This is a genomic window from Mycobacterium sp., from assembly GCF_052144515.1.
Classification (GTDB): Bacteria; Actinomycetota; Actinomycetes; order Mycobacteriales; family Mycobacteriaceae; genus Mycobacterium.
The window spans coordinates 67,957-91,872 of record NZ_JBKQQD010000092.1; the positions used below are offsets into that span (position 1 = coordinate 67,957).

The window sequence follows — 23,916 nt, forward strand, 5'->3', positions numbered from 1 at the left end:
CCATTACTCCATTTCCGACGCCCACGCGATGTGCCCTTCGAAACCAAGCGAATTCGCCATCTCACGATAGCGGTCGCGATAGTGTTGATAGCTGGCGTTGTCGCCGCGTGCCTGTCCCTCCCACGCGCGCATCCGCAGTAGCCAGATGTCGTGCAGGACGAAACCGGGTTCGTTCGGCACCGCGGCGAGCCGCTCGATCGCGGCCTGGGCTTCCTGCAGGTCGGTCTGTCCACCTCTGCGCAGCAGTGCCTGGACCAGCGTGGCGGTGGCAAATGCCAGAAGAATCATGTCGCCGCAGGCGTATTCGTATTCGACGGCCGGGCGCGCCAGTTCGATCGCTCCGTCCAGATCACCCGTGCGGGCTTTCTCGATAGCAAAAAACCAAGTCGACCCAAGTGGCCGCCAAGAGCGTGAAGCGCTCTTGCAACGCGGCTTCACGGGCCGCGGCCAGCAGCGGGATCGCATCGTCTCGTTGGGCACCGTCATCGGCCACGAGCACGATGCCGCGCGTGCACCGGGCGCAGGCCAGCGTGAGGTTGTCGCCGGATCGCTCCGCAAGCTCGAGCACCTCGGCTGTGTCCTGCAAGCCTGCCGATTCCGGCACGCATATGCCGTTGGGAATCAGCATGACTTTGAAGAACAGCACCAACGCACGCAAGGTCGGGTTGAACGCGCGGACCATCGTTGTGGCTTGCTCGACATCCGTCGTCCAGTCCCGGTCCCCGAGGGTAGATCGTGCGACGCCTCGCAGCATGGTTGCGCCAACCAATGGAGCGGGGAGGATGAAGTTGCCCATCGTGACGTCACCGTCGGCCAGGTCGATCACCCGTTGCGCCAGCCGCACGGCTTCGGTCATCTCGCCGCGTTGCAGCTTGGCGGCGATCGCGCTATAGAGCAGCCCAACGGTTAGCTCCGGGTCGCCGATCGATTCGAGCAGATCGGCGAGTTCGGAAGCCAGATCCGATGCTTCACGGAATCGGGCGTGAACGACCAGCGCCGGCACCCACCCCGCCGTCCCCATCGCCAGCGACACCTTGTCGCCGGCCGCGCTCGCGAGTTCGCGTAGTTCGTCGAATCCGGTGTCGGCCATGGTCCCGCCGGCCAGCCAGGCGCTGGCGCACAGCAGCGTCCGAGGCGCGATGCGCATCGCGGTGCGGTCAGTGTCGGTATCGGGCAATCTGTCCGCGACGTCGCGAGCGTGCCGCCAACTGGCCCTCGCCGCGGCGAGATCGCGGAGCGTAAGCCACCCGCCCGCGCGCATATACCAGTCGAACGCTGTGTGCAGGTCTCCCGCGGCCTTGAGGTGTTCGGCGACCAGCGCGGCATTTTCGTCGACCGAGTCCGGCTCGCGCTGTTCGATCGCGGCGGCCAGTCGCCCGTGCAACTCTGCGCGGTCCGACCTCAGCTGCGATTCATAGGCCACGGCACGAATCAGCGGATGCCGGAACACATATTCGATCTTCGGGATGAACCCGACCTGGTCGATCAACTCACCAGCGACCAGCTCGTCGAGGACCGGGTCGATCCCCAACGCGGTCAGCAGCTCGGGGCTGAACCGCGATCCGACGACTGCCGCGGCGTTCAGTGTGCGCTTGGCCGCCGCGCTGAGCCGATCGACGCGGGCCGCGATGACGGCCTGCAACGTTGCCGGCACCGCTGTGTCGGCGGCATCTCCGTGTAGCAGGTAGGAGCCGCGCGCGCCGTGGACCGCGCCGCGCTCGGCCAGGTCGCGCACGATCTCCTCGGCGAAAAACGGGTTGCCGTCGGCACGTTCGGCGATGACCGCGGCCAGCCCGCGCATCGAGGCATCGGTGCCGAGGAGCTCACCGATCAACGCCGTGGTCTGGGTGGTGCTCAGCGGTCGCAGGGCGATCGTCTGCGCGCCGGGGATCGTCGCCAGCGTGCCGCGGTACTCGGGGCGATAGGTGATCAGCACCATCGAAGGGGTTTGCCTGATCACGGCCAGAAAGTCGGCCAGCATCGACTCGCTGACCTCGTCAATCCAATGCGCGTCCTCGATCACGTAGAGCGCCGGATCGGTTCGCGCCAGCGATGCGGCGTTGACCAGGGCGGTGAGCCGGCGCCGTCGGGCGTCGCCCTCGATGTCGGGAACTTCGGCGTCGGGATCGGCGATGCCGAGCAGGTCGTCGAGCCGGCGCAGGTCTTCTGGATCGGCATCGGCAAAGCGGATGCGGAACCGGGCGCGTGCGGCTTCGGCTTCGAGGCCTTCGACCCCCAGGCCGGCGCGCAACAGGCCCGTCACCGCATGGAAGGGAATGTCGCTGGTATGGGATTCGCAGTAGGTGGTGAAAACCTGGACACCGCGGTCGTCGGCGAGCGCCGCGGCTTCGCGCACGATGCGGCTCTTGCCGATGCCGGGCGGGCCCAGGACACCGATGACGCAGCCGGCCCCACCGATGGCCTCGTCGAGAATCGCGGCGATGGTGTTGAGTTCCCAGGTGCGCCCGACCAGCGTTGGGTCGCTGCGGGTGTGCTGATCGCCGCTGGTGGCGATCAAGCGGTGCGCGGGCACCGATTCGCGTGCCCCCTTGATGTGCACCATTTCCGGTTCGGCCAGCATGACGGCACCTTCGACCAGGCGCGCGGTGGACTCGCTGAGCATCACCCCATCCGGCGGCGCCACCGACTCCATCCGCTGAGCCATCCCGACCTGTTCCCCGATCGCGGTGTAACCCAAAGCGCCAGAGCCGATTTCACCGGCGATCACCTGACCCGAATTCAGGCCTACCCGCAGCCGCAGGTCCACCCCGTCGCGTTCTGCGACGCCACCCGCCATCCGCTTCGCCTCGGCCTGAATTCCCAGCGCCGCCAGGCACGCGCGAAAAGCGTGATCCTCCAAGGCAACCGGTGCGCCGAACACCGCCATGATCCCGTCGCCGGTGAACTTGTCCACTGTGCCGCCGAATCGCTGCACCACCGCGGCCGCGCGCTCGACGAGCTCACCCATGAGCTCGCGCAACCGCTCCGGACCCACCGCGGCGGCGATGTCCATCGAATGCACGGCATCGGCGAACAGCACCGTCACTTGCTTGTACTCGGCCGACGCCGGTGCAGCCTTCGTCGGCGACCCGCACTCGTCGCAGAACTTCGCGGTGGCGCGCAATTCCGTGCCGCAGGTCGGGCACGCCAGTCCCGCAGTCGTCACGTGAGCACCACCGATCCTCGGGTCGCATAACCCAGTGGCTAAGAATAGGGGGCTAACTCGCCGTGTATGCGGTTAATCCACGAGCTCTGACGGCTCGTGGGGGTGACCGCCATGGCGGACGGCCGTGCCCATGAACGGCGCCCGAACGGTGGCAGCCAGGTGTCGGCGATTGATGATGAGCCCGGCGATAGCTACCACGGTATAGATGCCACAGAGCAGCAGGCGCCCGTGGGTCGAGTTGATCGGGAACTGGGCGACGAACAGCACCAGTAGCGCCCAGGCGGTAGCTCGGTGGAAACGCAGCCCTAGGATCAGCGCAACACCCATCAGCGTTTGGGTGGCCGTCAGCAACACTTCCTCCACCTGCCGAGGATCGAGCGCCAGGGAGAACCCGCCACCGCCTAGCAGGTGGGACACCGGCAGTGACCCGATCAGCAGCGTCCACTGGTTGACCTTGGATGAGATCAGCGTGGCGATGGCCGCCGTGCCCTTGCCGCGGCTGGCGAAAATGGTCGCGACGATGAACTCGGGGGCCTCCGAGGCCAGCGGCGCCAACCATTGCACCAGCAGGAACCGATCGATGCCCAGCTCGGTACCGGCGGAAACCAGATTGTCGGCGAATGGCTTGGCGCAGAGCAAGATCACCGCGCACGACGTCGCGAACAGACCGAAGACAGCTATGCGCCGGCCACGGTCGGGCAGCCGCCCGAGGGCGGCGGCGGTGCCGACCAGGTCGGGTTCTTCCACATCGCCGTGGCTGACCTTGTAGAGGTAGAAGCCGAACCAGGCCAGGAGCGCCAGCCCCAGCACCAGGTGGATGTGGCCGGTCGCGGGTATGAGGAAAGCGACCATACCGGCGATCAGCAAGAACCCGAGTTCCAACCGGTTGGCCGGTTCCAACGCCAAACCAGCGGGTTTACTAGGCTTGTTGGCGCCGAGTTTGCGCGCCACGACAATGCCGACCAGTACCACGACCGGCCACCCCAGGCCCATCAACAGCCGGTTGGACCCGGTCATGTTGGCCGCGGCGTACTGCGTGTATTCCGGTACGTGGCCAGACACATACGCGTAGTAGAGGTCGACGGCGTATTCGGGCAGCACCGCGATCACTGCGAGCACCGCGATCGCGAGGCCTCCGGAGACGTCGATCTGTGCGGCTTCGGCGGCCCACGCCAACAGGAAGCTGGCGGCGACCACCGCGGCTCCGTAGATCAGCAGGGCGGCGACCGGGTTGGGATGCAGGCCGGAAATGCGGACCACCAGTGCCGGGGTGATAAACGCGGCGGTGATCACCGCCGAACGGGTCAGGATGCGCCACGGCGCGCGAGCCGTGGTCGGGGCGGAAGCAGCGGGGCGGTCCACGGCAAGCATTTCTTCAGAATCCATCGACTTCATCGACATAGGTAATCGGTGGTGGTTACTTCTGCGTCCGTTGGTGACCTCCTGCACACCGTACCTGCCCGACCCTCACCCAGCAACGTAGGGGATAGGCAAAGTGTCGACATCCGCCGAGTCATCTTTGCTGGCCAGGTGCCACGAACCGAAAAATTAGGCGGGCCTAACTCCAAACTTTGGCAAAACGTTTCATCGACATGTGTGGAACTTGACATCCAGTACGACGCGATGCCGGCACCCAAAGTTCCGTCGACCCACCTATGTTGCGGCCCCGTGTTCCGGCGAGCAACCGTTAGCCGGGTTGACCCATCGCCGCGGCGGCCATTTGCGCGAAGAGTTCGACCGTCTGCTTGCGGGTCAGCGAACTTGTCAGCTGCTCGGCGGCACGCATCGCCTCACCCACGAATAAGGTCGGGCCGTTGGTGAGGTTCTTGAAGGCCTCGGCAATCACGTCGTCCACGGCGGCCGCGCCCGGTGGCGCCTCGTCGGGTGAGCTGATCTGGCCGCGGCTGTGTTCGAGCTCGCGCAGTGCGGGCGTATTTGTCTTGCCCAGGATCAGGCCAAGCACGTCGACGCCCTTGTCGTGCAGCTCGGACCACAGCGCTTCGGCGAAGACCATGTCGAATGCCTTGGAGGCACCGTAGGCGACCATGTTGGGTCCGCCGGCCAATCCGGCGCCGGATCCGAAGATGACGATTCCGCCGCTGCCGCGCTGGACCATGGCCGCAGCGAAGTGGTGGCACAGCTGCATCGGCACCATGCAGTTGCGGTGCACCATCGCTTCGGCCGCCGCGATCGAATTGGATAGGAAAGGCTGGTAATTCGGGTCGGCGCCGGCGCAGTACACCAGAAACCCGATCTCCAAGTCGGCGGTGGCCTCGGCGATTGCCGTTGTCGCGCCCGACTGTGCGAGGTCTAGAGCGAGAGTACGGGTTTTGGCCTGCGTCCCGGATTCGATCTCGGCCGCAACCTGGTTGAGCACTTCCTGTCGGCGTGCCAGCAGCACGACGTTGACGCCGCGCTCGGCGAGTCCCGTGGCGAATGCGGCACCCAATCCGTCGGAAGCACCGGCGACGAGCGCCCACGGTCCATACTTGCTGGCAAATGTCACTGGCAGTCCTTACGTTTCGCCGACGGTAGTCAGACGCACCTGGGTGTAGCGCCGGCGTGCAATGCGCCAGCCGTCGGATGTCCGGACGATTTCGTCGTCGTAGAAACCGACCGGGTTGACGCCAGATTTGTTGTCGGCAGCCATGATCAGTCCGTCGATGTAGGTCTGGGCGGCGGCCGTATCGCCGTGGACCGCGATGGCCTGATTGCTCAGCCGGTGCATCGTGTGTCCCGCCATGGCGTGGACCTGTTCCATGAAATCCGCGACGGCGTCGACGCCTTTCCACACGCCGATCTCGCCGTAGTCGAGCTCGCAGTCGTCGGTGAACACGGTGCGGAACAGCGGCCAGTCACGTCGGTCGATGCCGGTCGCGTAGCGCACCAGCAGATCGGAAATGTCTTGGCGGTCTTCGCGTTCAGTCATGCGGCTTCTCCGTTTGGGGTCCGTTCGGATGGACGACGATCCGCGGCGGACCGTCGGACCGCCGCGCGAGGTCGAGCGCGTCGGGCACTTCGTCGAGGGTGATGATCTTGCCCACGCTGGGCAGCGGATCCAGCCGCCCCGCGGCGATGGCGTCCAGAGTCCCGTACCAGTCCTGCGGATGTGGGCCGCCACCGAATTGGATTGTGACGCCTTGACGGGTGGCGGTGGTGATGTCTAGCGTGTCGCCGGTGTACCAGCCACCCGCGCAGTAGATGCGGGTGGCCATCTCGGCGGATTCCACGATGCTCTGGATGAGTCCGGCCGCGCCTACGCACTCGAAAATGACTGCCGGGCCGGGCAATCCGTGTTCGGCGCGAGCTTCCCGGAACGCGTCGAAAACCGACTTCTCGGCCGGATCGACCACGATGTGCGCGCCGAAGCGGTCACGGGCCAGCTCGCGGCGATCGGACTTGAAGTCCGCCACGATAATCGGCTCGACACCGCGGCTGACCAGGGCCGCGACGGCCGAGAGCCCGATCGCGCCGGCGCCGATGACAATGGCGATCTCGCCCGGCTGCATCTGCGCCGAGCGGACATAGAACTCGCCGACGGCGAACGCATCGGTCAGCGCGGCGGCATCGCTGGAGACATCGCCCGAGACGGGCTTGGCCGCCGCTTCCGAAACCACCAGCAGCTCGGCGAAACTCCCCTGCGCTTCGGGGTGCTGACCGATGATCCGCATGCCGCCGGCCCCGCCGTCCACGAGGCGTACCGGCATCGCCGTTACCCTTGTGCCGAGGGCGAACTGGTCGGTGCAACCGGGTCCATGGCCGATGACCTCGCCGACGAACTCGTGGCCGAGCACGATGTCACGGTCGGCGTCGTAGAGCGAGCGGCCGGTCGGGTCGTCAATGGCGAGCTCGGGGTGGTCCATGAAGTGCACGTCGGATGCACAAATCGCGGTGCTCAGCGTCCGCAGCAACAGCTCACCTGTTCCGGGTTCTGGGTCGGATGTCTCGCTGACCTCTAGTCGGCCATTCCTCAACACCACAGCACGCAATGCGCCAGCCTCGTTTTTCTCGAATAATCGATATAAGATCTCGAATGTTCGCTATAACTGTAGAAATCTCGTCGTAAAGGAGTCAAGCGATTCGCGGATCGCCGTCGGCGCCGACCGCCCGGGTACTTGATGTCGTGGAGCTCCTGGCGCGGTCCGGAAACATGCCGCTGCGATTCTCCGATGTCGTGCGCGAGCTCGATCTGACGCAGGCGACGGCACACGCGATCCTGAAGACGCTGTGTGATCGTGGCTGGGCCAGCCGCGACCCGGTCGCGAAGACCTTTACTCTTGGGCCCGCACTCGCCGTCGTGGCTGCGCGGACGGATACCGCTCGCCCACTCGCGCACGCCGCTCGTGACGCCGCGCTGCGACTCTCCCGCGAAGTCGGTTACGCCGGCTCTGTGGTCGAGCGGTTCGGTGATTCGTTGGTGGTCACCGCATTCGAGGGTGACGCCGCCACCCAGCCATCGGGAATACCGGGTGATCGCATCCCGTATGCTCCGCCGTTCGGGGTGGCGCTGGCCGCCTGGGACACCGACGAGGAACAGCGGGCATGGATCCGCCGTGGTGCGGGCAGCAACATTGATCGCACGAAGCGCCTCGAACGCGTATTGGAACACACACGCGAGCGTGGATACGACGTCGACTGGACAACGCCTGCGCTGGCGCAGGCCGTGCAGGTGGTCGGCACGTTGGACAGCAACGAGATGCCGACGCCGGTGCGCCACATCATGGACCAGCTGCTCGTCGAGTTCACCACCATCGGCTTCCTCTCCGACGACAACCCCGGTCGCCGAAAACAGCCCGTAGTCACCATTGCCGCACCGGTTTTCGACCAGCGCCAGCAAGTCGCCCTGATGGTGGCCGTGCATCCGCTGTGCCCCCTCAGCTCGCGGCAGATCCGGGTCATCGGCAACAAGCTCACCGACGAAACGAATGCAATCAGCGCATCGCATCGACATCCGGATCCGGTGGCTGCCCTCGCTGCAAGTAGCGCGTTATGAGACGAGAAGCCATGCCGCATAACTATGTTGTGGACAATCTCGGGGGCTTCGTCGCCGGTGCGGGTCAGGCGGATCTGACCGGGCGGTCCCGGGCGATGTTGAAACGCAATGTGCTGGACAGCATTGCGTGCGCCGTCGGATCACTGGCTGGCGAGCTGATCGCGACGCTGCGCGAGCACACCGAGCAATTCGGCGGCCGTCGCAGCGCGACACTTGTTGGTGGCGGACGCGCATCGGTGGACCAGGCCGCGTTCTTCAACGCGGTGCTGGTGCGGTACCCCGATTTGCTCGACACCTATCTGACGGTGGGAGGACTGTGCCATCCCGCCGACAACTTCGGCGCGGTCCTGGCTGTAGCCGAGCACGTCGACGCCACCGGAGCGGATTTTCTGCTGGCCCTCGCGGTGGCCTACGAGATCCAATGCCGGTTCAGCGCAGAGGTTCCCGTGATGGCGCGCGGGCTCAATCACGCACTGCAGCTGGCGATGTCGGTGGCTGCGGGGTCGGCAAAGCTGCTCGGACTGGACGCCGAACAGACCGCCAACGCGATCGCCGCGTCCGCAGCCGACAACGTGTCGCTTGCCGGCGTGCACGCCGAACCGGTGTCGAATTGGAAGGGCATCTCGCCCGCCATCACCGGCATGCGCGCTGTCTATACAACGATGTTGGCCGGCCGCGGCGTCACAGGGCCCAAGTCGCTGTTCGAAGGCCCGCAGGGTTTGGTGCAGCTCTTCGATCAGCCCATCGATTTCCACACCGCTGACCGCGGACTCACCGCCGTCGAACAGACCTACCTCAAGCAGTACTGCTCACTCATTCACGGGCAGGTCATCATTGATGCGGTGCTGGCGATCCGCACCGAGAACAATCTGCGCGGCGACGATGTCGCCCGGGTGAACCTCGAGGTCTTTCAGGGCGCTTACGACTTTGCCGGTGGGGGAGCATATGGCGAAAAGGACCACCCGTGGACCAAGGAGCAGGCCGACTACAACCTCAAGTACCTCAGTGCGGTCGCACTCCTCGACGGCGGCGTGGGACCCGAACAGCTTGAAACCGAACGCGTCCAGCGCGCCGACGTCCAGGGCCTGCTGGCACGGGTCGAAGTCAAGCCCGCGGCCGACCTGACCGCGGACTACCCGCAACGCACCGCGGCCCGGGTGCACGTGATCACCCGCGCCGGGCGGGAATTCAGCCGCGAAGAGTCCGATTACGAGGGATCGCCCACCCGGCCGATGTCCTGGGAACGTGTCGTGGAGAAGTTCCACTGGCTTGCCGAGCCGTTCTGCGACGAGGCGTTGCGCACCGACATCGTCGCCGCGGTCGACCACATCGACGAGATTCCCGTCGCCGAGCTGACCGGCCTGCTGGGCGCGGCGAGCCGCGTCGCCCTACGCCCCCGCAGCAGGGTACGACTCTGAGTTGCGCAGCGCGTCCCCTTGCGTCGTTTGCTGCCCGCACTGGATGATCGGCTCGTGGCAAGTGCGAAAAATGGCGGCATCAACCGGTGGGAATTGGTCACCTGCGCCCTCGGCGGGCACGTCACCTATGCGCCCGACGAGGAGGCACTCGCCGACCGGCTGAGCGGCAAAACGGGACTGGGCGAAGTCTGGCGCTGCCTGCGTTGCGGAGAGTTCACCCTCGGCGAACCCCACGCACACGGCCACGCCGACGACGCGCCGATGATCATGCGCGGCAAGGCTTTGCGCCAGGCCGTCATCATTCGCACGCTGGCGGTCGAACGCTTGTTTCGGGCGGTGGTGATCGCGCTCGCGGCCTACGCGGTCTGGAAGTTTCGCGGTGCGCGCGGTGCCATCCAGGCCACGCTGGATCGCGACCTGCCGATCTTTCGCGCCGCCGGATTCAAGGTCGACCAGATGACGATCGTGCACGAGCTGGAAAAGGCGCTGGCCGCCAGGCCATCCACACTGGCCCTGCTGACCCTGATGCTGGCGGCCTACGCGCTACTGGAGGTCGTCGAAGGCGTCGGCCTGTGGTTGCTGAAACGCTGGGGTGAGTACTTCGCGGTGATAGCCACCTCGGTCTTTTTGCCGCTGGAAATCCATGACTTGGCCAAGGGCATCACGATGACTCGCCTGGTGACCTTCACCATCAATGTGGCCGCGGTGATCTATCTGCTGGTGTCGAAGCGGTTGTTCGGTCTGCGGGGTGGCCGAAAAGCCTACGACGAGGAACGACGTGGCGAGCAACTGCTGGATGTCGAGCGCGCCGCCGTGACGAACTGACGCCCCGCTCGTCAAGCAGGGGGCTGACTCGCCGAGATTGCAGACAGGGCGACGTTTCTCGGCGTGTCTTCGCTGCCATTTAAGTGTCGCGCGGCGGCGGGTCGACCTTGGGATGGATGAAGATGCCCTCCGCTTCGACCGTCGGGCCGTCGTCGTCGGCGATGAGGCCGGTGGCGAATGTTTTCGGGCCATCCACGCGCTCGACATGAGCCTCTGCGCGCAACGCCCGCCCGAGCTCTGTCTTGCGCAGATAGCGCAGGATCAGGGTGCCGGTGTAGGCGGGTCGATGCGGCTGGTGCGCCGTCGCGCCCAGCACGTGGTCGAGGATCAGCGCGCACACGCCGCCGTGGACATGGCCGGGCGGGCCTTCGTAGGGTACGCCGAGAACGAATTCGGACCACACCCGTCCGTCGGGCTCGTGGTGTATCACCAGGGGCGGCGCGACCGGATTGCGCAGGCCGATCACGGCGTTGCCCCAGGCAATGGTGCGACGACGACGTCCAGACGCCCCAGTTGCGCGAAGCCGGCATCGACCGCGGCCGTAACGGCATCGAGGTCGCTGACGTCGGCCAGGCCCGTCGCACAGCTCCGGCCACGCTTTTCGATTTCGGTTGCCAGATCGCGCAATTCGCCGGCAGCGTCCGCAAAGTCGAGCGCGATCACGTCGGCCCCTTCGTCGGCGAACCGCGTGCAGTGCGTGCGTCCGGTGCCGCGGGCGGCCCCAGTGACCAAGACGACCTTGTCGAGCAATCCGGTCATCACGACGTCTTGATCAGATCGAAGCCCTTGTAACCGGCGTCGGCGATCTCCGCGCAAATGTCGTTGTACGTCGCGAAGCCACCGATGAACAGCATGAAAACCCGCGGCTTTCCAGGAACATTGGCGCCCAGGTACCACGAATTGGCTTTGATGAACAGCGACGCATCGGCGCGTCGGGCCAATTCGGCGACCCAGCCGTCCACGGCGTCGCGCGTCGGTTCCATTGCGGCGTAACCGTGGTTGTCGAGATGGGCGATGGCATCGGCGATCCAGTTCACGTGCGCCTCGGCGTGCAGCACCATGTTCGCCAGCACCGCTGGTGCTCCCGGACCCGAAATCACGAACAGATTGGGAAACCCGTCGACACCCAGTCCCAGATACGTACGGGGGCCGTGCTCCCAGTAGTCGCGCAGCACGGTGCCGTCGCGGCCGACGATGTCGATCTTGGCCAGTGCGCCGGTCAGCGCATCGAAACCAGTTGCCAGCACAATCACGTCGAGGTCGTAATGTGCGTCGGTGGTGTTGATTCCCGCGGCGTCGACGGATTCGATCGGGGTGTCCCGCACGCTGATCAGCGACACGTTGGGCCTGTTGAAAGTCTGAAAGTAGTTGCTGTCTGTGCAGATTCGCTTGGTGCCGATGGGATGGTCATTGGGAATCAACAGGTCGGCGGTCGCCGGGTCATCGATGATGGCCCGGATCTTCTCCTCGTAGAACTTGCGCGCCTCGTCGTTGGCCGTCATGTCGGCCGTCTGATCCGGGAATGTCTTGGAATACAGCACACCGCCTAGCTGCCAACGCTTTTCGTACGCAGCGCGGCGCTCCTCGGGGGTGAACTCCATGGTCGGTTTGGATGCGGTGATGTGCGGTGATCCGCCGCCGCTGCGCCATGACAGCCGACGCCGCTCGGCGTAGCCCGCTTTGATGTCGTCCATCTCCTCGGCGGACAACGGCCTGTTCCCCGCCGGGATGCTGTAGTTGGGGGTCCGCTGGAAGACGTAGAGGTGCGCGGCCTGCTCGGCGATGATCGGAATCGATTGAATGCCAGAGGATCCGGTGCCGATGACCGCCACCCGCTTACCGGTGAAGTCGACGTTGTGGTGGGGCCAGTGCGCGGTGTGGTAGATCTCACCGGCGAAGGTGTCCAGGCCGCTGAAGCTCGGGGTCAGTGCGGCGGAGAGTGGCCCGGTCGCCATCAGGCAGAACCGCGCCGTGAGGACCTCGCCGTCGTCGGTGGTGACCGTCCAGCGCAGTGTCGCCTCGTCCAGCACCGTCGAGACGACCCGGGTGTTGAAGGCGGTGTCCCGGCGCAGGTCGAGTTTGTCGGCGACCCAGTTCAGGTAGCGCAGTATCTCGGTCTGGGTGGCGTATTTCTCGGTCCAGTTCCACTCCTGCTGCAATTCGTCGGAGAACGAGTAGCAGTAGTCGACGCTTTCGACGTCGCAGCGCGCACCCGGGTACCGGTTGTAGTACCACGTGCCGCCCAACTCGGGCGCGGCCTCGAGCACCCGCACCGAGAGCCCTTGGCTGCGCAGCTTGTGTAGCGCGTAGAGGCCGGCGAATCCGGCGCCCACCACCACTGCGTCGAGAAGCTGATCGCCGGCGTTGTCCACAAGAGTCACCGTAGGTGTTCTGTCATCCGCGGCCCAGCCCCGTCCCGGTCACCGGGACCGTCGGCTCATGCATCCTCGAGTTTTGGCTCGAGTTTTGACCCGCTCACCGGGATGACGGTGAGTCGCGGCGCGGACTGCGGTAGACCATATCTACGCCCACAGAGTAAGGACGGCAGTATGAGCGAACGTGTTATCGACCGGGTTATGGCCTTGGCCGACCAGTTGCGGGAACAGGCGGCGGAAGCCGAGAAGATCGGCCGGCTCACCGACGACACCGTCAAGCTCATGAAAGGGGCCGGACTGATCCGGCTGCTGCAGACCAAGCAGTACCGCGGGTTTGAGGCCCACCCCCGCGAGTTCGCCGAGACGGTGATGGCCACCGCGGCACTGGACCCGGCCGCCGGCTGGATCGTCGGCGTGGTGGGTGTGCACCCCTACCAGTTGGCTTACGCGGACCCGAAAGTGCCCGCCGAGATATGGGCCGACGACGTCGACACCTGGATGGCCTCCCCGTACGCGCCGCAGGGCGTGGCCAAGCCCATTGACGGGGGGGCCGGTGGCTATATCTTCAACGGCCGCTGGCAGTTCAGCTCGGGCACCGACCATTGCGACTGGATCATCCTGGGCGCGATGCTCGGCGACGACAAGGGCATCCCGCTGATGCCGCCCCAGATGTTGCACATGATCCTGCCCCGCAAAGACTACGAGATCGTCGAAGACTCGTGGAATGTCATGGGGCTGCGGGGAACCGGCTCCAAGGATGTCATCGTCAAGGACGCGTTCGTCCCGGCCTACCGGACCATGGATGCGACGAAGGTGATGGACGGCACCGCCCAGCGTGAGGCCGGCATGACCGAGCCGTTATATCTGATGCCGTGGTCGACGATGTTCCCGCTGGGCATCTCCGCGGCGACCATCGGCATCGCCGAGGGAGCGCTCGCCGCGCACCTGGACTATCAGCGGGAGCGCGTCGGCGCCACGGGAACCGCGATCAAGGACGACCCCTACGTCATGTACGCCGTCGGCGAGGCGGCAGCCGACATCAATGCCGCCCGCCAGGAGCTGCTGGCCAATGCCGACCGCATCTACGACCTGGTCGCTGCCGGCAAGGAGGTGTCGTTCGCGGACCGCGCGGCCGGTCGCCGCACTCAGGTCCGCGCGGTGTGGCGCGCGGTGTCGGCGGTCGACGAGATCTTCGCCCGGTCGGGCGGCAACGCGGCGCGGATGGACAAACCGTTGCAGCGGTATTGGCGCGATGTGCATGTCGGGCACATGCATGCCATCCATGTCCCCGGTACCACGTACCACGCGTCGGCGCTGAGTTCGCTCGGCGTCGAGCCGCCGGAAGGTCCCCTAAGGGCCCTGATCTAGGAGAACGCTTTCATGAGCGACCTGAAAAGCCTTGGCTACATCACTATTTCGACCAATGACATCGACCGCTGGCGGCAGTTCGCCTTCGGTGTCCTGGGCTTCGCCGAGGGCAAGGGACCCGACCCGTCGGCGTTGTATTTGCGGATGGACGAGCGCCCGGCGCGGCTCATCGTGGTGCCGGGCGAGACCGACCGGGTGCTTACGGTCGGGTGGGAAGTGCGCGATCACCCGGGTCAGCAGCGGGTCAAAGCTGCCCTCGATGGTGCCGGGGTGCCGTTCAAACAGCTGTCCACGGAAGAGACCGAGACCCGCCGCGTGGAAGAGGCGATCGCCTTCGAGGACCCGGCCGGCACCACACTCGAGGTGTTTCACGGTGCGGTGCTCGACCACAGCCCGGTGATCACCCCGTTCGGCGCGAAATTCGTTACGGGCGACCAGGGCATGGGCCACGTCGTCGTGCCGGCCACCGATCCCAACGGGCTTTTCGACTTCTACACCGAGGTTCTCGGATTCCGCTCCCGCGGCGCGTTCCGGGTGCCGCTGCCGAAAGAGTTCGGCCCGGTGCGGGTCCGCTTCCTCGGCATCAACGAACGCCACCACAGCCTGGCGATCGTCCCGGCCGCGAACCAGCGAGACCCACGCCTGGTGCACATCATGGTGGAGGTCGACACCCTCGACGCCGTGGGTCAGGCCCTGGATCGCATCAACGCCGAGGGCTTCCAATTATCATCCACGCTGGGCCGGCACACCAACGACAAGATGGTCTCGTTCTACGTCCGCGCGCCCGGTGATTGGGACATCGAGTTCGGCACCGATGGCATGCGGGTAGACGAAAACTATTACACCGCAGAGGAAATTACCGCCGACAGCTACTGGGGCCACCAGTGGGTCGGTGAGATGCCCGCGGCAATGCGGCTGTGACCGGCGACCGGGACGTCAAACCCGTTCCGGCCGCGTCAATCACGGCCTGGGACGACGAAGCCGACGTCGTCATCGCCGGCTACGGGGTCGCGGGTGCCGCCGCGGCGGTCGAAGCCGCTCGCGCCGGCGCCGATGTCCTGGTGGCCGAACGCACCGGGTCCTGGGGCGGTGCGGCGGCGATGGCGGGCGGGTTCATCTACCTCGGTGGTGGCACCGCGCTGCAAAAGGCTTGTGGTTTCGACGATTCCGTCGACAACATGGCGGCGTTCCTCAACGTTGCGATGGGTCCCGGCGCCGACACCGACCGGATCGCCGACTATTGCGCCGGCAGCGTCGCGCACTTCGACTGGCTGGTCGGCTGCGGTGTGCCGTTCAAGGAGGAGTTCTTCTCCGAGCCGGGCTGGGAACCCATGGGCGATCAGGGCCTGATGTACAGCGGCGGCGAAAATTCGTTCCCCTTCAACACAATTGCCATGCCTGCCCCGCGCGGGCATGTGCCGCAGATGCAGAACAAGAAGCAGGGCGAAGCCAGCGCCGGCTACATGCTGATGAAGCCGCTCGTCGAGACGGCCACCGCGGCCGGCGCCCGGGCGCTCTACGACGTGCGCGTGCAGTCGCTGGTCGTGGACTCCGACGGCCGGGTGGTTGGGCTGCGCGCCCGTCGCTACGGCACCGAGCTGGTGATTCGCGCACGCACCGGCGTTGTGCTCGCGGCGGGCAGCTTCGCTTACAACGACGCGATGGTCGCGCAGTATGCGCCGCGGATCGCCGGACGCCCGGCCGCGTCGATCGAGCAGCACGACGGGCAGGCGATCCGGATGGCGCAGGCGCTGGGAGCCGACCTGGCCCACATGGACGCCACCGAGGTCGCCATCTTCATCGACCCTCAACAACTGGTGCGCGGCATCCTGGTCAACGGCCGTGGTCAGCGCTACGTCGCCGAGGACACCTACCCGGGCCGTATCGGTCAGCTCACGCTCTACCAGCAGGACAATACGGCGTACCTGATCATCGACAGCGACGCCCAGGACGAAGCGATGAACTCGTGGTCGCCCAAGTTCATGCTGCGGCCGGCGACCTGGGTGGCCGACACCGTCGCCGACCTGGAACGCGACATGGGCCTGGCACCCGGTTCGCTGCAGGCGACCGTGGTCGCCTACAACGAGGGCGCCGCGCGCGGTGAGGACCCACTGCTGCACAAGAAGTCCGAGTGGCTCAAGCCGATCGGCTCCCCGGTCGGCGCGATCGACCTGCGCGAGAACACCGGCGGGTTCACCCTGGGCGGCCTGCGGACCTCGTTGGATGCCGAGGTGCTGCATGTGAGCGGCGAGCCGATTCCCGGGCTCTTCGCCGCGGGCCGGTCCACGGCCGGATTGGCAGCCTGGGGTTACGCCAGCGGCATCTCACTCGGAGACGGCAGCTTCTACGGTCGCCGCGCTGGCCGCTCCGCGGCCCGAAACTAGCCGCGAACAGTAGCTCCTATGTCAAGCGGCGGTGCGTTGGGCGGTCTGGTGGTCGGCCTTGAGGGCTTGGAAGACGGTGTGCGATAGACGGCGTTTGAGGCAGCGCAGGGCGTCTTTCTTGGTTTTTCCTTCGCTGATCAGCTTGCGGTAGTAGTTCTGTCCGCGGCCGGGATGAGCGATCTGGGTGATGGCGATCCGGTATAGCGCGGCATTGAGTTGGCGGTTGCCCGAGCGAGATAGTCGGACCCGGCCGGCGGACTCACCCGACCAGACCGGGATGGGTGCTACCCCGGCGTGGTAGGCAAAGGCGGCCTCGCTTTTGAAACGAGTCACTCCGGCGGCTTCTCCGACGATCTTGGCCGCGGTCAGCCCCGCGCAGCCAAACACCTCTAGCAGCGTTGGTGCGACCTGGCGGGCGCGGTCGCTGATGCGCTTGGCCAAGATGTTGCTCTCGGCGGTGAGCCGGATGATGTCGGCCAGCTCGGCGCGGGCCATCTCGCCCACCATCGCGGCCACGGTGTCCAGCCACACCTGCAACGCCTGCTGATGTTTGGCCGTATCCAGCGAGCCTGGCTGCCGCTCAGGGTCGAGTTCATGGACATACCAGCGCAACCTATTGATCGCCGCAGTGCGTTGGGCCACAAGGGTTTCGCGGCGATCAGTGAGCAACTTCAACTCGCGCGAGATTTCATCATGGCAGGCCACCGGCAGGTCGGGTTCACGCAGCACCGCTCGCGCCACCGACAGCGCATCAATGGGATCAGACTTGCCCCGGGTACGCGCACACTTGCGGGTCTGGTGGGACAGCTTGGTAGGCACCCGCACCACCTTCTGCCCCGCGCTGAGCAGATCACGCTCCAGACGCGCCGACATGTTGCGGCAGTCCTCGATGCCCCATATCAGCTCGCTGCCGAACTGTTCATGGGCCCACATGATCGCCTTGAGATGCCCGGCGCTGGTCGCCTTGACCGTCTTCTCGCCCAGCTCGCGCCCCACCTCACTGACGGCAACGAAAGTGTGCGTGCGCTTGTGCACATCGGCTCCAACAACAACCATGGAGGTTGCCTCCTTCACTTTTTACAGGGGTGTTGAGGTTGGGCCGGCCGGCGGACACATCTCAGTCGGGGCGAATGCCACGCTCCTATCAAGTCACGCCGGTCGGTCCGTCTCACCTGGTGCCGGCACTACCGCTCCAAGCCAACCCGAAGGCGACAGACACAAAATGAGCCAAACACCAGGTGATCCAGACCCAACCACCGCAACGCGGCAATGTCACCCTGACACTGAGACATAAAAGCCCCCATTTCGGCATGAAATTAGGGGCTTTTGTGTCTCAGTGCAGCTAAATCCAGACGCCCTTGCCCACCGCGACCACGCCCCCGGCGCTGATCGCGAACCGCTCGCGGTCCTTCTCCAGGTCCACGCCAACCATCTCGCCGGGCCCGACGACGACGTTCTTGTCCAGGATCGCGTGCCGCACCACCGCGCCGCGGCCGACCCGAACGCCGGGCATGATCACGCTGCCCTCCACGATCGCGCCGTCGTCGACCACGACATTCGACGACAGCACCGAGTTGCGCACCGAGGCCGCCGAGATGATGCTGCCGGCACCGACCACCGACTCCTGAGCCGAACCGCCGTTGACGAACTTCGCCGGCGCCAGGTTCTCCGATGCGCCCAGGATCGGCCAGCGCTTGTTGTACAGGTTGAACACCGGATGCACCGACACCAGGTCCATGTGCGCGTCGTAGAACGCGTCCAGCGTCCCGACGTCACGCCAGTAAGCCCGGTCGCGGTCGGTGGCACCGGGCACGTCGTTGTCGCTGAAGTCGTAAACCGTGGCCATCCCGTCGTCGACCAGGCGCGGGACGATGTCGCCACCCATGTCGTGATCGGAATGGTCCTCGTCGGCGTCGGCGCGAATCGCGTCGATGAGCACCTTGGTGGTGAAGATGTAGTTGCCCATCGAGACGAACGTGGCGCCGGGGTCGTCCGGGGTCCCCGGCGGTTCCAGTGGTTTTTCGACGAAACCGCGGATGCGGCCGGAGTCGTCGGCGTCGATGCACCCGAACGCGTGCGCCTCCGAGCGCGGCACCCGAATGCCGGCCACCGTCGCTCCGGCTCCGCTCTCGATATGGAACCGGACCATCTGCTCGGGATCCATCCGGTACACGTGATCGGCGCCGAAAACGACTATGTAGTCAGGGTCTTCGTCGTAAATCAGGTTCAGCGACTGATAGATCGCGTCGGCCGAGCCGGTGTACCAGCGCGGGCCCAGGCGCTGCTGCGCCGGCACCGGAGTGATGTACTCGCCCGCCAGACCGGACAACCGCCAATTCTGCGAAATGTGACGGTCCAGTGAATGCGACTTGTATTGCGTGAGAACGCAGATCCTCAGGTAGCGGGCGTTGACGAGATTGGACAGCACGAAATCGATCAGGCGATAGGCGCCACCGAAGGGAACCGCGGGTTTGGCCCGGTCCGCGGTGAGCGGATACAACCGCTTGCCCTCACCGCCGGCCAGGACAATGCCCAGCACGTGTGGCGGCGCTTCCCTCATGGGTCAAACCTATCGGCAGCCGGGTGCCACTGCCAGGGGGAAACGCCCAAACGCCCTGTCCCGATGGGCTAAAACGGCCGCCCAGTCGAGCCAAATTTGGCGGCTCCTGCCCGTCTCGGCTGGCGAGTCGCGTCGTCGTCCCGTTACGGTGCGGAGTATGCGGGTGGCGATGATGACTCGGGAGTACCCTCCGGAAGTCTACGGCGGGGCCGGCGTACACGTCACCGAACTGGTTGCGCAGCTGCGCCGCCTGTGCGCGGTCGACGTGCACTGCATGGGCGAGCCCCGCCCCGGCGCCTTCGCCCATCAGCCCGACCCGCGGCTGCAAGGCGCCAACGCCGCGCTGTCCACCTTGTCATCGGACCTGGTGATGGCCAATGCGGTGTCGGCGGCCACCGTGGTGCACTCCCACACCTGGTACACCGGCATGGCCGGGCATCTGGCCGCAATGATCTATGACATTCCCCATGTGCTGACCGCGCATTCCCTTGAGCCGCTGCGGCCGTGGAAGGCCGAGCAACTCGGAGGCGGCTATCGGGTTTCGACATGGGTGGAGCACACCGCCATGCTGGGCGCCGACGCCATCATCGCGGTGAGTAACGGCATGCGCGAGGACATGCTGCGGGTCTACCCGACCCTGGACCCGAGCCTGGTGCACGTCATCCGCAACGGGATCGACACCGACGTGTGGTACCCGGCCGGGCCCGTGGGCACCGGCTCCGTGCTGGCCGAGCTCGGGGTGGACAAAAGCCGGCCGATCGTGGCGTTCGTCGGGCGGATCACCCGGCAGAAAGGCGTCGCCCACCTGGTAGCGGCCGCGCACCAGTTCAGCCCCGAGGCGCAGTTGGTGCTGTGCGCCGGCGCGCCCGACACCCCGGAGATAGCCGAGGAAGTGCGGACCGCGGTGGCCGGCCTGGCCCGCAGCCGCACCGGCGTGTACTGGATCCGGGACATGCTGCCCATCGGCAAGCTACGTGAAATACTTTCGGCGGCAACGGTTTTCGTGTGCCCGTCGGTGTATGAGCCGTTGGGAATCGTGAACCTCGAGGCGATGGCCTGCGCCACCGCGGTGGTGGCCTCCGACGTCGGCGGGATACCCGAAGCGGTCGCCGATGGGGTCACCGGGTCGCTGGTGCACTACGACGGCGACGACCCGGTGGGTTACCGGGCCAGGTTGGCCGAGGCGGTCAATGAGCTGGTCGCCGACCCCGAAAGAGCGGGGCGCTACGGGCGCGCGGGACGTCAGCGCTGCATCGAGGAATTCTCCTGGGCGCAGGTCGCCGAGCAAACGCTGAACATCTACCGGAAGGTGTGCGCGTAACCCCGTGTCGGGGGGTTAGCTGGTGACGCCCCTGAGTTCGTCGCCGAGCGCGGCCGCTTCGTCAGGCGTGAGCTCGACGACGAGTCGACCGCCGCCTTCCAGTGGTACCCGCATCACGATGCCGCGCCCCTCCTTTGTTGCTTCCAGAGGACCGTCGCCGGTCCGGGGCTTCATCGCCGCCATCGAGTGCTCCCTCCAGATTTGAGCTGACCCGCGGTCGCGGACCTGGTCGGCGCCGAGCATGCCCCGCCAGTGGATTCCCAGCCATACCCGACATTGAACTGCCAAATCACCCCCCCATTGTTCCCTATCGAGGCCGATAGGTGCACAAAGACCCGTTAAGTCGCGCTTCACCGTGCCTCACCGCGTCACTGGGGCCACCCAGCAGTCGCGGATGTGGTCGTCGACCATCCCAGTCGCCTGCATCAGCGCATAGGCGGTGGTGGGGCCGACGAAGCGGAACCCGAGGCGTTTCAATTCGCGCGCCATCGCTTTCGATTCGGTACTGGCCGAGGGGATTTCGGAACCGTCGGCGGGGCGGGGCCGCGGTGGCGGCGCGAACGACCACAGCAGCCCGGACAGGTCGTCGGGGGATCCCAGGTCGGCGGCCGCACGCGCGTTGGCGATGGTCGCCTCGATCTTGGCCCGGTTGCGGACGATTCCGTCATCGGCCAGCAGCCGCTGCACATCGGCATCGCTAAAGCGGGCCACCTTCTCGACGTCGAACCCGGAGAACGCGCGCCGGAAATTATCCCGCTTACGCAGGATGATCAGCCACGACAGGCCGCTCTGAAAGGCCTCCAGGCTCATCCGCTCGAACAACGCCACCCCATCGTGCAGCGGGCGGCCCCACTCCTGGTCGTGATAGTCGCGGTACAGCTCGGCGTGGGGCCCGGAACGAAGTCCCGCCCAGCCGCAGCGGATCAGGCCGTCGTCGTCCATCAGGCTTGCGGCGTGGAAACCCCCTTTGGCCAGGGGAGAAAACGCCGCTTCCCTCCTTACAGCGCGTTGTCGGTGGTGCTGCCTAGGTTTTCGATGTGGGCAGGTTTCGGTTGCTTCCCAGTGTCGAGCAGGCGGCGGTATTGGTCGAGCACTGTCGTCATGCTCGGTTTGTGTGGAATCTTGCCGTGGAGCAGCAGCAGCACTGGCAGCCGGGCCGCCAGCCGCCCCGCTACCACGAGCAATGTGCCCAGTTGACAGCGGCACGCACGGAATACGATTGGCTGGCGGCCGGGTCGCAGACCGTGCAGCTTCAAGCGTTGCGCGACTTCGCCCAAGCGATGCGCAACTTTTTTCACGGCACCCACCGTCGCCCCACGTGGCGCAAAGCGGGCAAGCATGAAGGATTCCGGCAGGTCGGAGTCTAACCGCGCCACATCACACGGCTCAACCGCCGCTACGGACAGGTCTGGATACCCAAGGTCGGATGGGTGCGCTTCCGCTGGACCCGCGCCATCGCCGACACCGTGAAGTCCTACCGAGTCACCTTGGATCGCTCGGGGCGCTGGCACATCGCTTTTGCCGCCATCCCCGACCCCATCGCGGGCCCCGGTGATGGCAGCGTGGTGGGCATCGATCGCGGCGTGGCGGTCTCGGTTGCCCTGTCCAGCGGGCAGCTGCTGCGGGTTTCTGGCCTTCGCGCCAGCGAAACCCAGCGGCTGCGCCGATTGCAGCAGCGGCTGGCCCGGGCGCAGCGCGGATCTCAGCGGCGCGCACGAACAAGGCTGGCCATTGCGCGGTTGCGTGCCCGTGAAACAGATCGCCGCCGTGACTGGGTGGAAAAGACCACCAGCGAGGTGGCGCGCCGCTTCGACACCATCCGCGTCGAGGACTTGAACGTGCGCGCCATGACCCGCTCGGCGCGCGGGACACGTGAACACCCGGGCACCCGCGTCGCGCAGAAACGGGGCCTCAACCGCCAGATCAGCCGCCAAGGGTGGGGACTGCTGGTGGCCCGGCTGCAGCACAAGGCCTCGGGACGGCTGGAATTCGTCCCGGCGGCGTACACGTCGCAACGATGCTCTTACTGCGGGCACATCGCGCCCGAAAACCGCAAGAGCCAAGCGGTTTTCCAGTGCGTCGCCTGCAGTGCCGGCCGTGCAACGCGGACGTCAACGCCGCACGCAACATCGCCGCCGGACGGGCGGTGACAGCACGGGGAGACCTCGGCGCTAGCCGGTCTGCGAACCGTGAACCTCAACCTTGCTCTCCTGCCGCCTAGGTGAGACGGAGAAGGGTTGGAATCCACCGGCTTAAACCGGTGGAGGACGTCAATACTTGTCCTTCTCGGCGTCCTCAGGTTCCACCGCGTCGTGCTCGGTTTCGGGGGCCGGCGCGGCCTGCAGCGCCGCCAGCTGCCCACGCAGCGCCTCGAGCTCCCGACCGAGCCGGTCCAGCACCCAGTCCACTTCGCTGGTCTTGTAGCCGCGCAGCACCTGAGTGAACTTGACGGCGTCGACGTCGGCGCCGGTGACCCCGAACGCCGGCAGCACCGTCGCCGTCGTCCCCTTCGGCAGCGGCGGTAGCTGCTCACCGCGGCCGAACAGCAGGCTGCCGGCGCCGAACAGCACAATCGCCACCAGGACGAGAACCACCAGGTAGAGCAACACCAACGCCACGGGAACGATATTGCCCTAACGCGGCCGCAACCCGTTCATCGGCGGCCGGTCCACCAGCGACACCGGCGACGTGCGCTGGGTATAGCTTCCCGAGCCCCCTGGGCCGTCGGGGCCGTCGGGGCCGTCGAGGCCGTCGAGGCCGTCGGCGAAGAATTGGGTCAGCCCGACGCCCGAGTCGGGGATGCCGCACCGCGACAGCAGGGTCGCGATGACCTGGCGGCTCATCACGCCCAGCTCCGCCAGCGGCCGGTTGCGGTGCGCCCGCACACCGAGGTTGACCTGCGCGATCGCGTCCAGGCCCAACCGGTCGAACGTGTCGACCAGCAGGCCGATCTCCACGCCGTAGCCCGGGGCGAACGGCAGCGACATCAGCAGTTCCCGAGTGGCCGCGTACTCGCCACCGAGCGGCTGCAGCACGCAGCCCAGCTCCGGCCGCAGCGCCGCCAGCAGAGGCCGCGCCACCAGCTCGGTGACCCGCCCGCCCCCGGTGGCACCCGCGCCGCCACTCGCGTCGCTGACATTCAGCGGCCGCCGATAGAAGCTTTTGACCAGGTGGATGCCGTCGCCGGTGAGCAGCGGGCCGACCAGCCACGGCACGAACATCGGGTGCGGGTTGATCAGGTCGGAGTCGACGAACACCACGATGTCGCCGCTGGTGGCCGCCAGTGAGCGCCACAGCGCCTCGCCCTTGCCGGGCCGCGACGGGACCTCCGGCAACGCCTGCTCGCGGCTGACGACGCGGGCGCCTGCGGCGATGGCCCGAATCTCGGTCTCGTCTGTGGAACCCGAGTCGAGCACGATCAGCTCGTCGACCAGGCCCCCACGGTCCCGGACCAGGGGCGAGATGCTGTCGATCACCGACTCGATGGTTTCTTCCTCGTCGAGAGC

At 66.3% G+C, this 23,916-nt stretch carries 21 protein-coding genes and 3 pseudogenes; 9 read left to right on the top strand and 15 right to left on the bottom strand.

Translation table 11 applies throughout. The features are described 5' to 3' along the window. Window positions 1–3 precede the first annotated feature (3 nt). The 6 genes from ACLP9N_RS05080 to ACLP9N_RS05105 all read right to left on the bottom strand — a co-directional run bounded on the left by ACLP9N_RS05080 (window position 4) and on the right by ACLP9N_RS05105 (window position 7,146). Window positions 4–438 carry a hypothetical protein gene (locus ACLP9N_RS05080; protein WP_442406389.1) on the bottom strand — a complete coding sequence of 145 codons (435 nt, stop codon included), beginning with the start codon at window positions 436–438 and terminating at the stop codon, window positions 4–6. Continuing rightward, the gene (locus tag ACLP9N_RS05085) at window positions 350–3,166 is read right to left on the bottom strand and encodes an AAA family ATPase (protein WP_442406366.1); all 2,817 of its coding nucleotides are present in this window, start codon (window positions 3,164–3,166) and stop codon (window positions 350–352) included. The genes ACLP9N_RS05080 and ACLP9N_RS05085 overlap by 89 nt, the downstream gene beginning before the upstream one ends. Before the next feature lie 72 nt (window positions 3,167–3,238). Further along, window positions 3,239–4,537 (bottom strand): sodium:proton exchanger, encoded by a 1,299-nt coding sequence (locus ACLP9N_RS05090; RefSeq protein WP_442406383.1) that lies wholly within the window; start codon window positions 4,535–4,537, stop codon window positions 3,239–3,241. Window positions 4,538–4,853: 316 nt separating this feature from the next. Beyond that, the gene (locus ACLP9N_RS05095) at window positions 4,854–5,672 is read right to left on the bottom strand and encodes an SDR family NAD(P)-dependent oxidoreductase (RefSeq protein ID WP_442406367.1); all 819 of its coding nucleotides are present in this window, start codon (window positions 5,670–5,672) and stop codon (window positions 4,854–4,856) included. A gap of 9 nt (window positions 5,673–5,681) precedes the next feature. Further along, a complete protein-coding gene (locus ACLP9N_RS05100) occupies window positions 5,682–6,095 on the bottom strand; it encodes a nuclear transport factor 2 family protein (RefSeq protein ID WP_442406368.1) in 414 nt (137 codons plus the stop codon). Beyond that, the gene (locus ACLP9N_RS05105; RefSeq protein ID WP_442406384.1) at window positions 6,088–7,146 is read right to left on the bottom strand and encodes a zinc-binding dehydrogenase; all 1,059 of its coding nucleotides are present in this window, start codon (window positions 7,144–7,146) and stop codon (window positions 6,088–6,090) included. Before ACLP9N_RS05105 ends, ACLP9N_RS05100 begins: the two co-directional genes overlap by 8 nt. A gap of 98 nt (window positions 7,147–7,244) precedes the next feature. On the opposite strand from ACLP9N_RS05105, the gene ACLP9N_RS05110 reads away from it, so the two are divergent. The 3 genes from ACLP9N_RS05110 to ACLP9N_RS05120 are packed head-to-tail and all read left to right on the top strand — an operon-like array spanning window position 7,245 to window position 10,402. Then, on the top strand, window positions 7,245–8,159 hold the full coding sequence (locus ACLP9N_RS05110) for an IclR family transcriptional regulator (protein WP_442406385.1): 915 nt from the start codon (window positions 7,245–7,247) through the stop codon (window positions 8,157–8,159). A 29-nt stretch (window positions 8,160–8,188) separates the two neighbouring features. Next, window positions 8,189–9,577: an MmgE/PrpD family protein gene (locus ACLP9N_RS05115; RefSeq protein WP_442406386.1), complete on the top strand. Its 1,389-nt coding sequence runs from the start codon at window positions 8,189–8,191 to the stop codon at window positions 9,575–9,577. Window positions 9,578–9,631: 54 nt separating this feature from the next. Continuing rightward, window positions 9,632–10,402 carry a DUF2127 domain-containing protein gene (locus ACLP9N_RS05120; protein WP_442406369.1) on the top strand — a complete coding sequence of 257 codons (771 nt, stop codon included), beginning with the start codon at window positions 9,632–9,634 and terminating at the stop codon, window positions 10,400–10,402. A 79-nt stretch (window positions 10,403–10,481) separates the two neighbouring features. Here the strand turns inward: ACLP9N_RS05120 and ACLP9N_RS05125 are convergent. The 3 genes and pseudogenes from ACLP9N_RS05125 to ACLP9N_RS05135 form a co-directional block, all read right to left on the bottom strand. Then, window positions 10,482–10,892, bottom strand: a pseudogene (locus tag ACLP9N_RS05125) (PaaI family thioesterase); the annotation flags it as partial. Continuing rightward, window positions 10,874–11,161: pseudogene (locus ACLP9N_RS05130) on the bottom strand (SDR family NAD(P)-dependent oxidoreductase); the annotation flags it as partial. The pseudogenes ACLP9N_RS05125 and ACLP9N_RS05130, both read right to left, overlap by 19 nt. Beyond that, complete coding sequence (locus tag ACLP9N_RS05135) at window positions 11,161–12,774, bottom strand: flavin-containing monooxygenase (RefSeq protein WP_442406387.1); 1,614 nt, start codon at window positions 12,772–12,774, stop codon at window positions 11,161–11,163. The gene ACLP9N_RS05135 and the pseudogene ACLP9N_RS05130, both read right to left, overlap by 1 nt. Window positions 12,775–12,951: 177 nt before the next feature. Between ACLP9N_RS05135 and ACLP9N_RS05140 the strand changes: the two genes are divergently transcribed. From ACLP9N_RS05140 to ACLP9N_RS05150, 3 genes are read left to right on the top strand one after another with little or no spacing between them, the layout of a single operon-like run. Next, window positions 12,952–14,145, top strand: a complete 1,194-nt coding sequence (locus ACLP9N_RS05140) for an acyl-CoA dehydrogenase family protein (protein WP_442406370.1) — start codon at window positions 12,952–12,954, stop codon at window positions 14,143–14,145. Between the two features lie 12 nt (window positions 14,146–14,157). Next, window positions 14,158–15,066, top strand: coding sequence for a biphenyl-2,3-diol 1,2-dioxygenase (bphC, locus tag ACLP9N_RS05145; protein ID WP_442406371.1), 909 nt, complete (start codon window positions 14,158–14,160; stop codon window positions 15,064–15,066). Further along, on the top strand, window positions 15,063–16,529 hold the full coding sequence (locus ACLP9N_RS05150; RefSeq protein WP_442406372.1) for an FAD-dependent oxidoreductase: 1,467 nt from the start codon (window positions 15,063–15,065) through the stop codon (window positions 16,527–16,529). The genes bphC and ACLP9N_RS05150 overlap by 4 nt, the downstream gene beginning before the upstream one ends. Before the next feature lie 24 nt (window positions 16,530–16,553). Here the strand turns inward: ACLP9N_RS05150 and ACLP9N_RS05155 are convergent. Both ACLP9N_RS05155 and glgC read right to left on the bottom strand, forming a co-directional pair. Then, window positions 16,554–17,585: pseudogene (locus ACLP9N_RS05155) on the bottom strand (IS110 family transposase); the annotation flags it as partial. A 286-nt stretch (window positions 17,586–17,871) separates the two neighbouring features. Further along, window positions 17,872–19,089 (bottom strand): glucose-1-phosphate adenylyltransferase, encoded by a 1,218-nt coding sequence (gene glgC, locus ACLP9N_RS05160; RefSeq protein ID WP_442406373.1) that lies wholly within the window; start codon window positions 19,087–19,089, stop codon window positions 17,872–17,874. Window positions 19,090–19,246: 157 nt separating this feature from the next. On the opposite strand from glgC, the gene glgA reads away from it, so the two are divergent. Continuing rightward, on the top strand, window positions 19,247–20,410 hold the full coding sequence (glgA, locus tag ACLP9N_RS05165; RefSeq protein ID WP_442406374.1) for a glycogen synthase: 1,164 nt from the start codon (window positions 19,247–19,249) through the stop codon (window positions 20,408–20,410). 15 nt (window positions 20,411–20,425) lie between these two features. Here the strand turns inward: glgA and ACLP9N_RS05170 are convergent, their stop codons facing one another. Both ACLP9N_RS05170 and ACLP9N_RS05175 read right to left on the bottom strand, forming a co-directional pair. Next, a complete protein-coding gene (locus tag ACLP9N_RS05170) occupies window positions 20,426–20,593 on the bottom strand; it encodes a DUF3117 domain-containing protein (protein ID WP_324860929.1) in 168 nt (55 codons plus the stop codon). A 177-nt stretch (window positions 20,594–20,770) separates the two neighbouring features. Next, window positions 20,771–21,352: a DNA-3-methyladenine glycosylase I gene (locus ACLP9N_RS05175; RefSeq protein WP_442406375.1), complete on the bottom strand. Its 582-nt coding sequence runs from the start codon at window positions 21,350–21,352 to the stop codon at window positions 20,771–20,773. 95 nt (window positions 21,353–21,447) lie between these two features. Between ACLP9N_RS05175 and ACLP9N_RS05180 the strand changes: the two genes are divergently transcribed. Both ACLP9N_RS05180 and ACLP9N_RS05185 read left to right on the top strand, forming a co-directional pair. Continuing rightward, window positions 21,448–21,777, top strand: coding sequence for a helix-turn-helix domain-containing protein (locus ACLP9N_RS05180; RefSeq protein ID WP_442406376.1), 330 nt, complete (start codon window positions 21,448–21,450; stop codon window positions 21,775–21,777). Between the two features lie 63 nt (window positions 21,778–21,840). Then, a complete protein-coding gene (locus tag ACLP9N_RS05185; protein ID WP_442406377.1) occupies window positions 21,841–22,560 on the top strand; it encodes an RNA-guided endonuclease InsQ/TnpB family protein in 720 nt (239 codons plus the stop codon). A gap of 120 nt (window positions 22,561–22,680) precedes the next feature. On the opposite strand, the gene ACLP9N_RS05190 is transcribed toward ACLP9N_RS05185, so the two are convergent. After that, complete coding sequence (locus tag ACLP9N_RS05190) at window positions 22,681–23,028, bottom strand: DivIVA domain-containing protein (RefSeq protein WP_442406378.1); 348 nt, start codon at window positions 23,026–23,028, stop codon at window positions 22,681–22,683. Window positions 23,029–23,043: 15 nt separating this feature from the next. Next, window positions 23,044–23,916 (bottom strand): glucosyl-3-phosphoglycerate synthase (locus ACLP9N_RS05195; protein WP_442406379.1); only part of this gene is annotated, 873 nt, incomplete at its 5' end.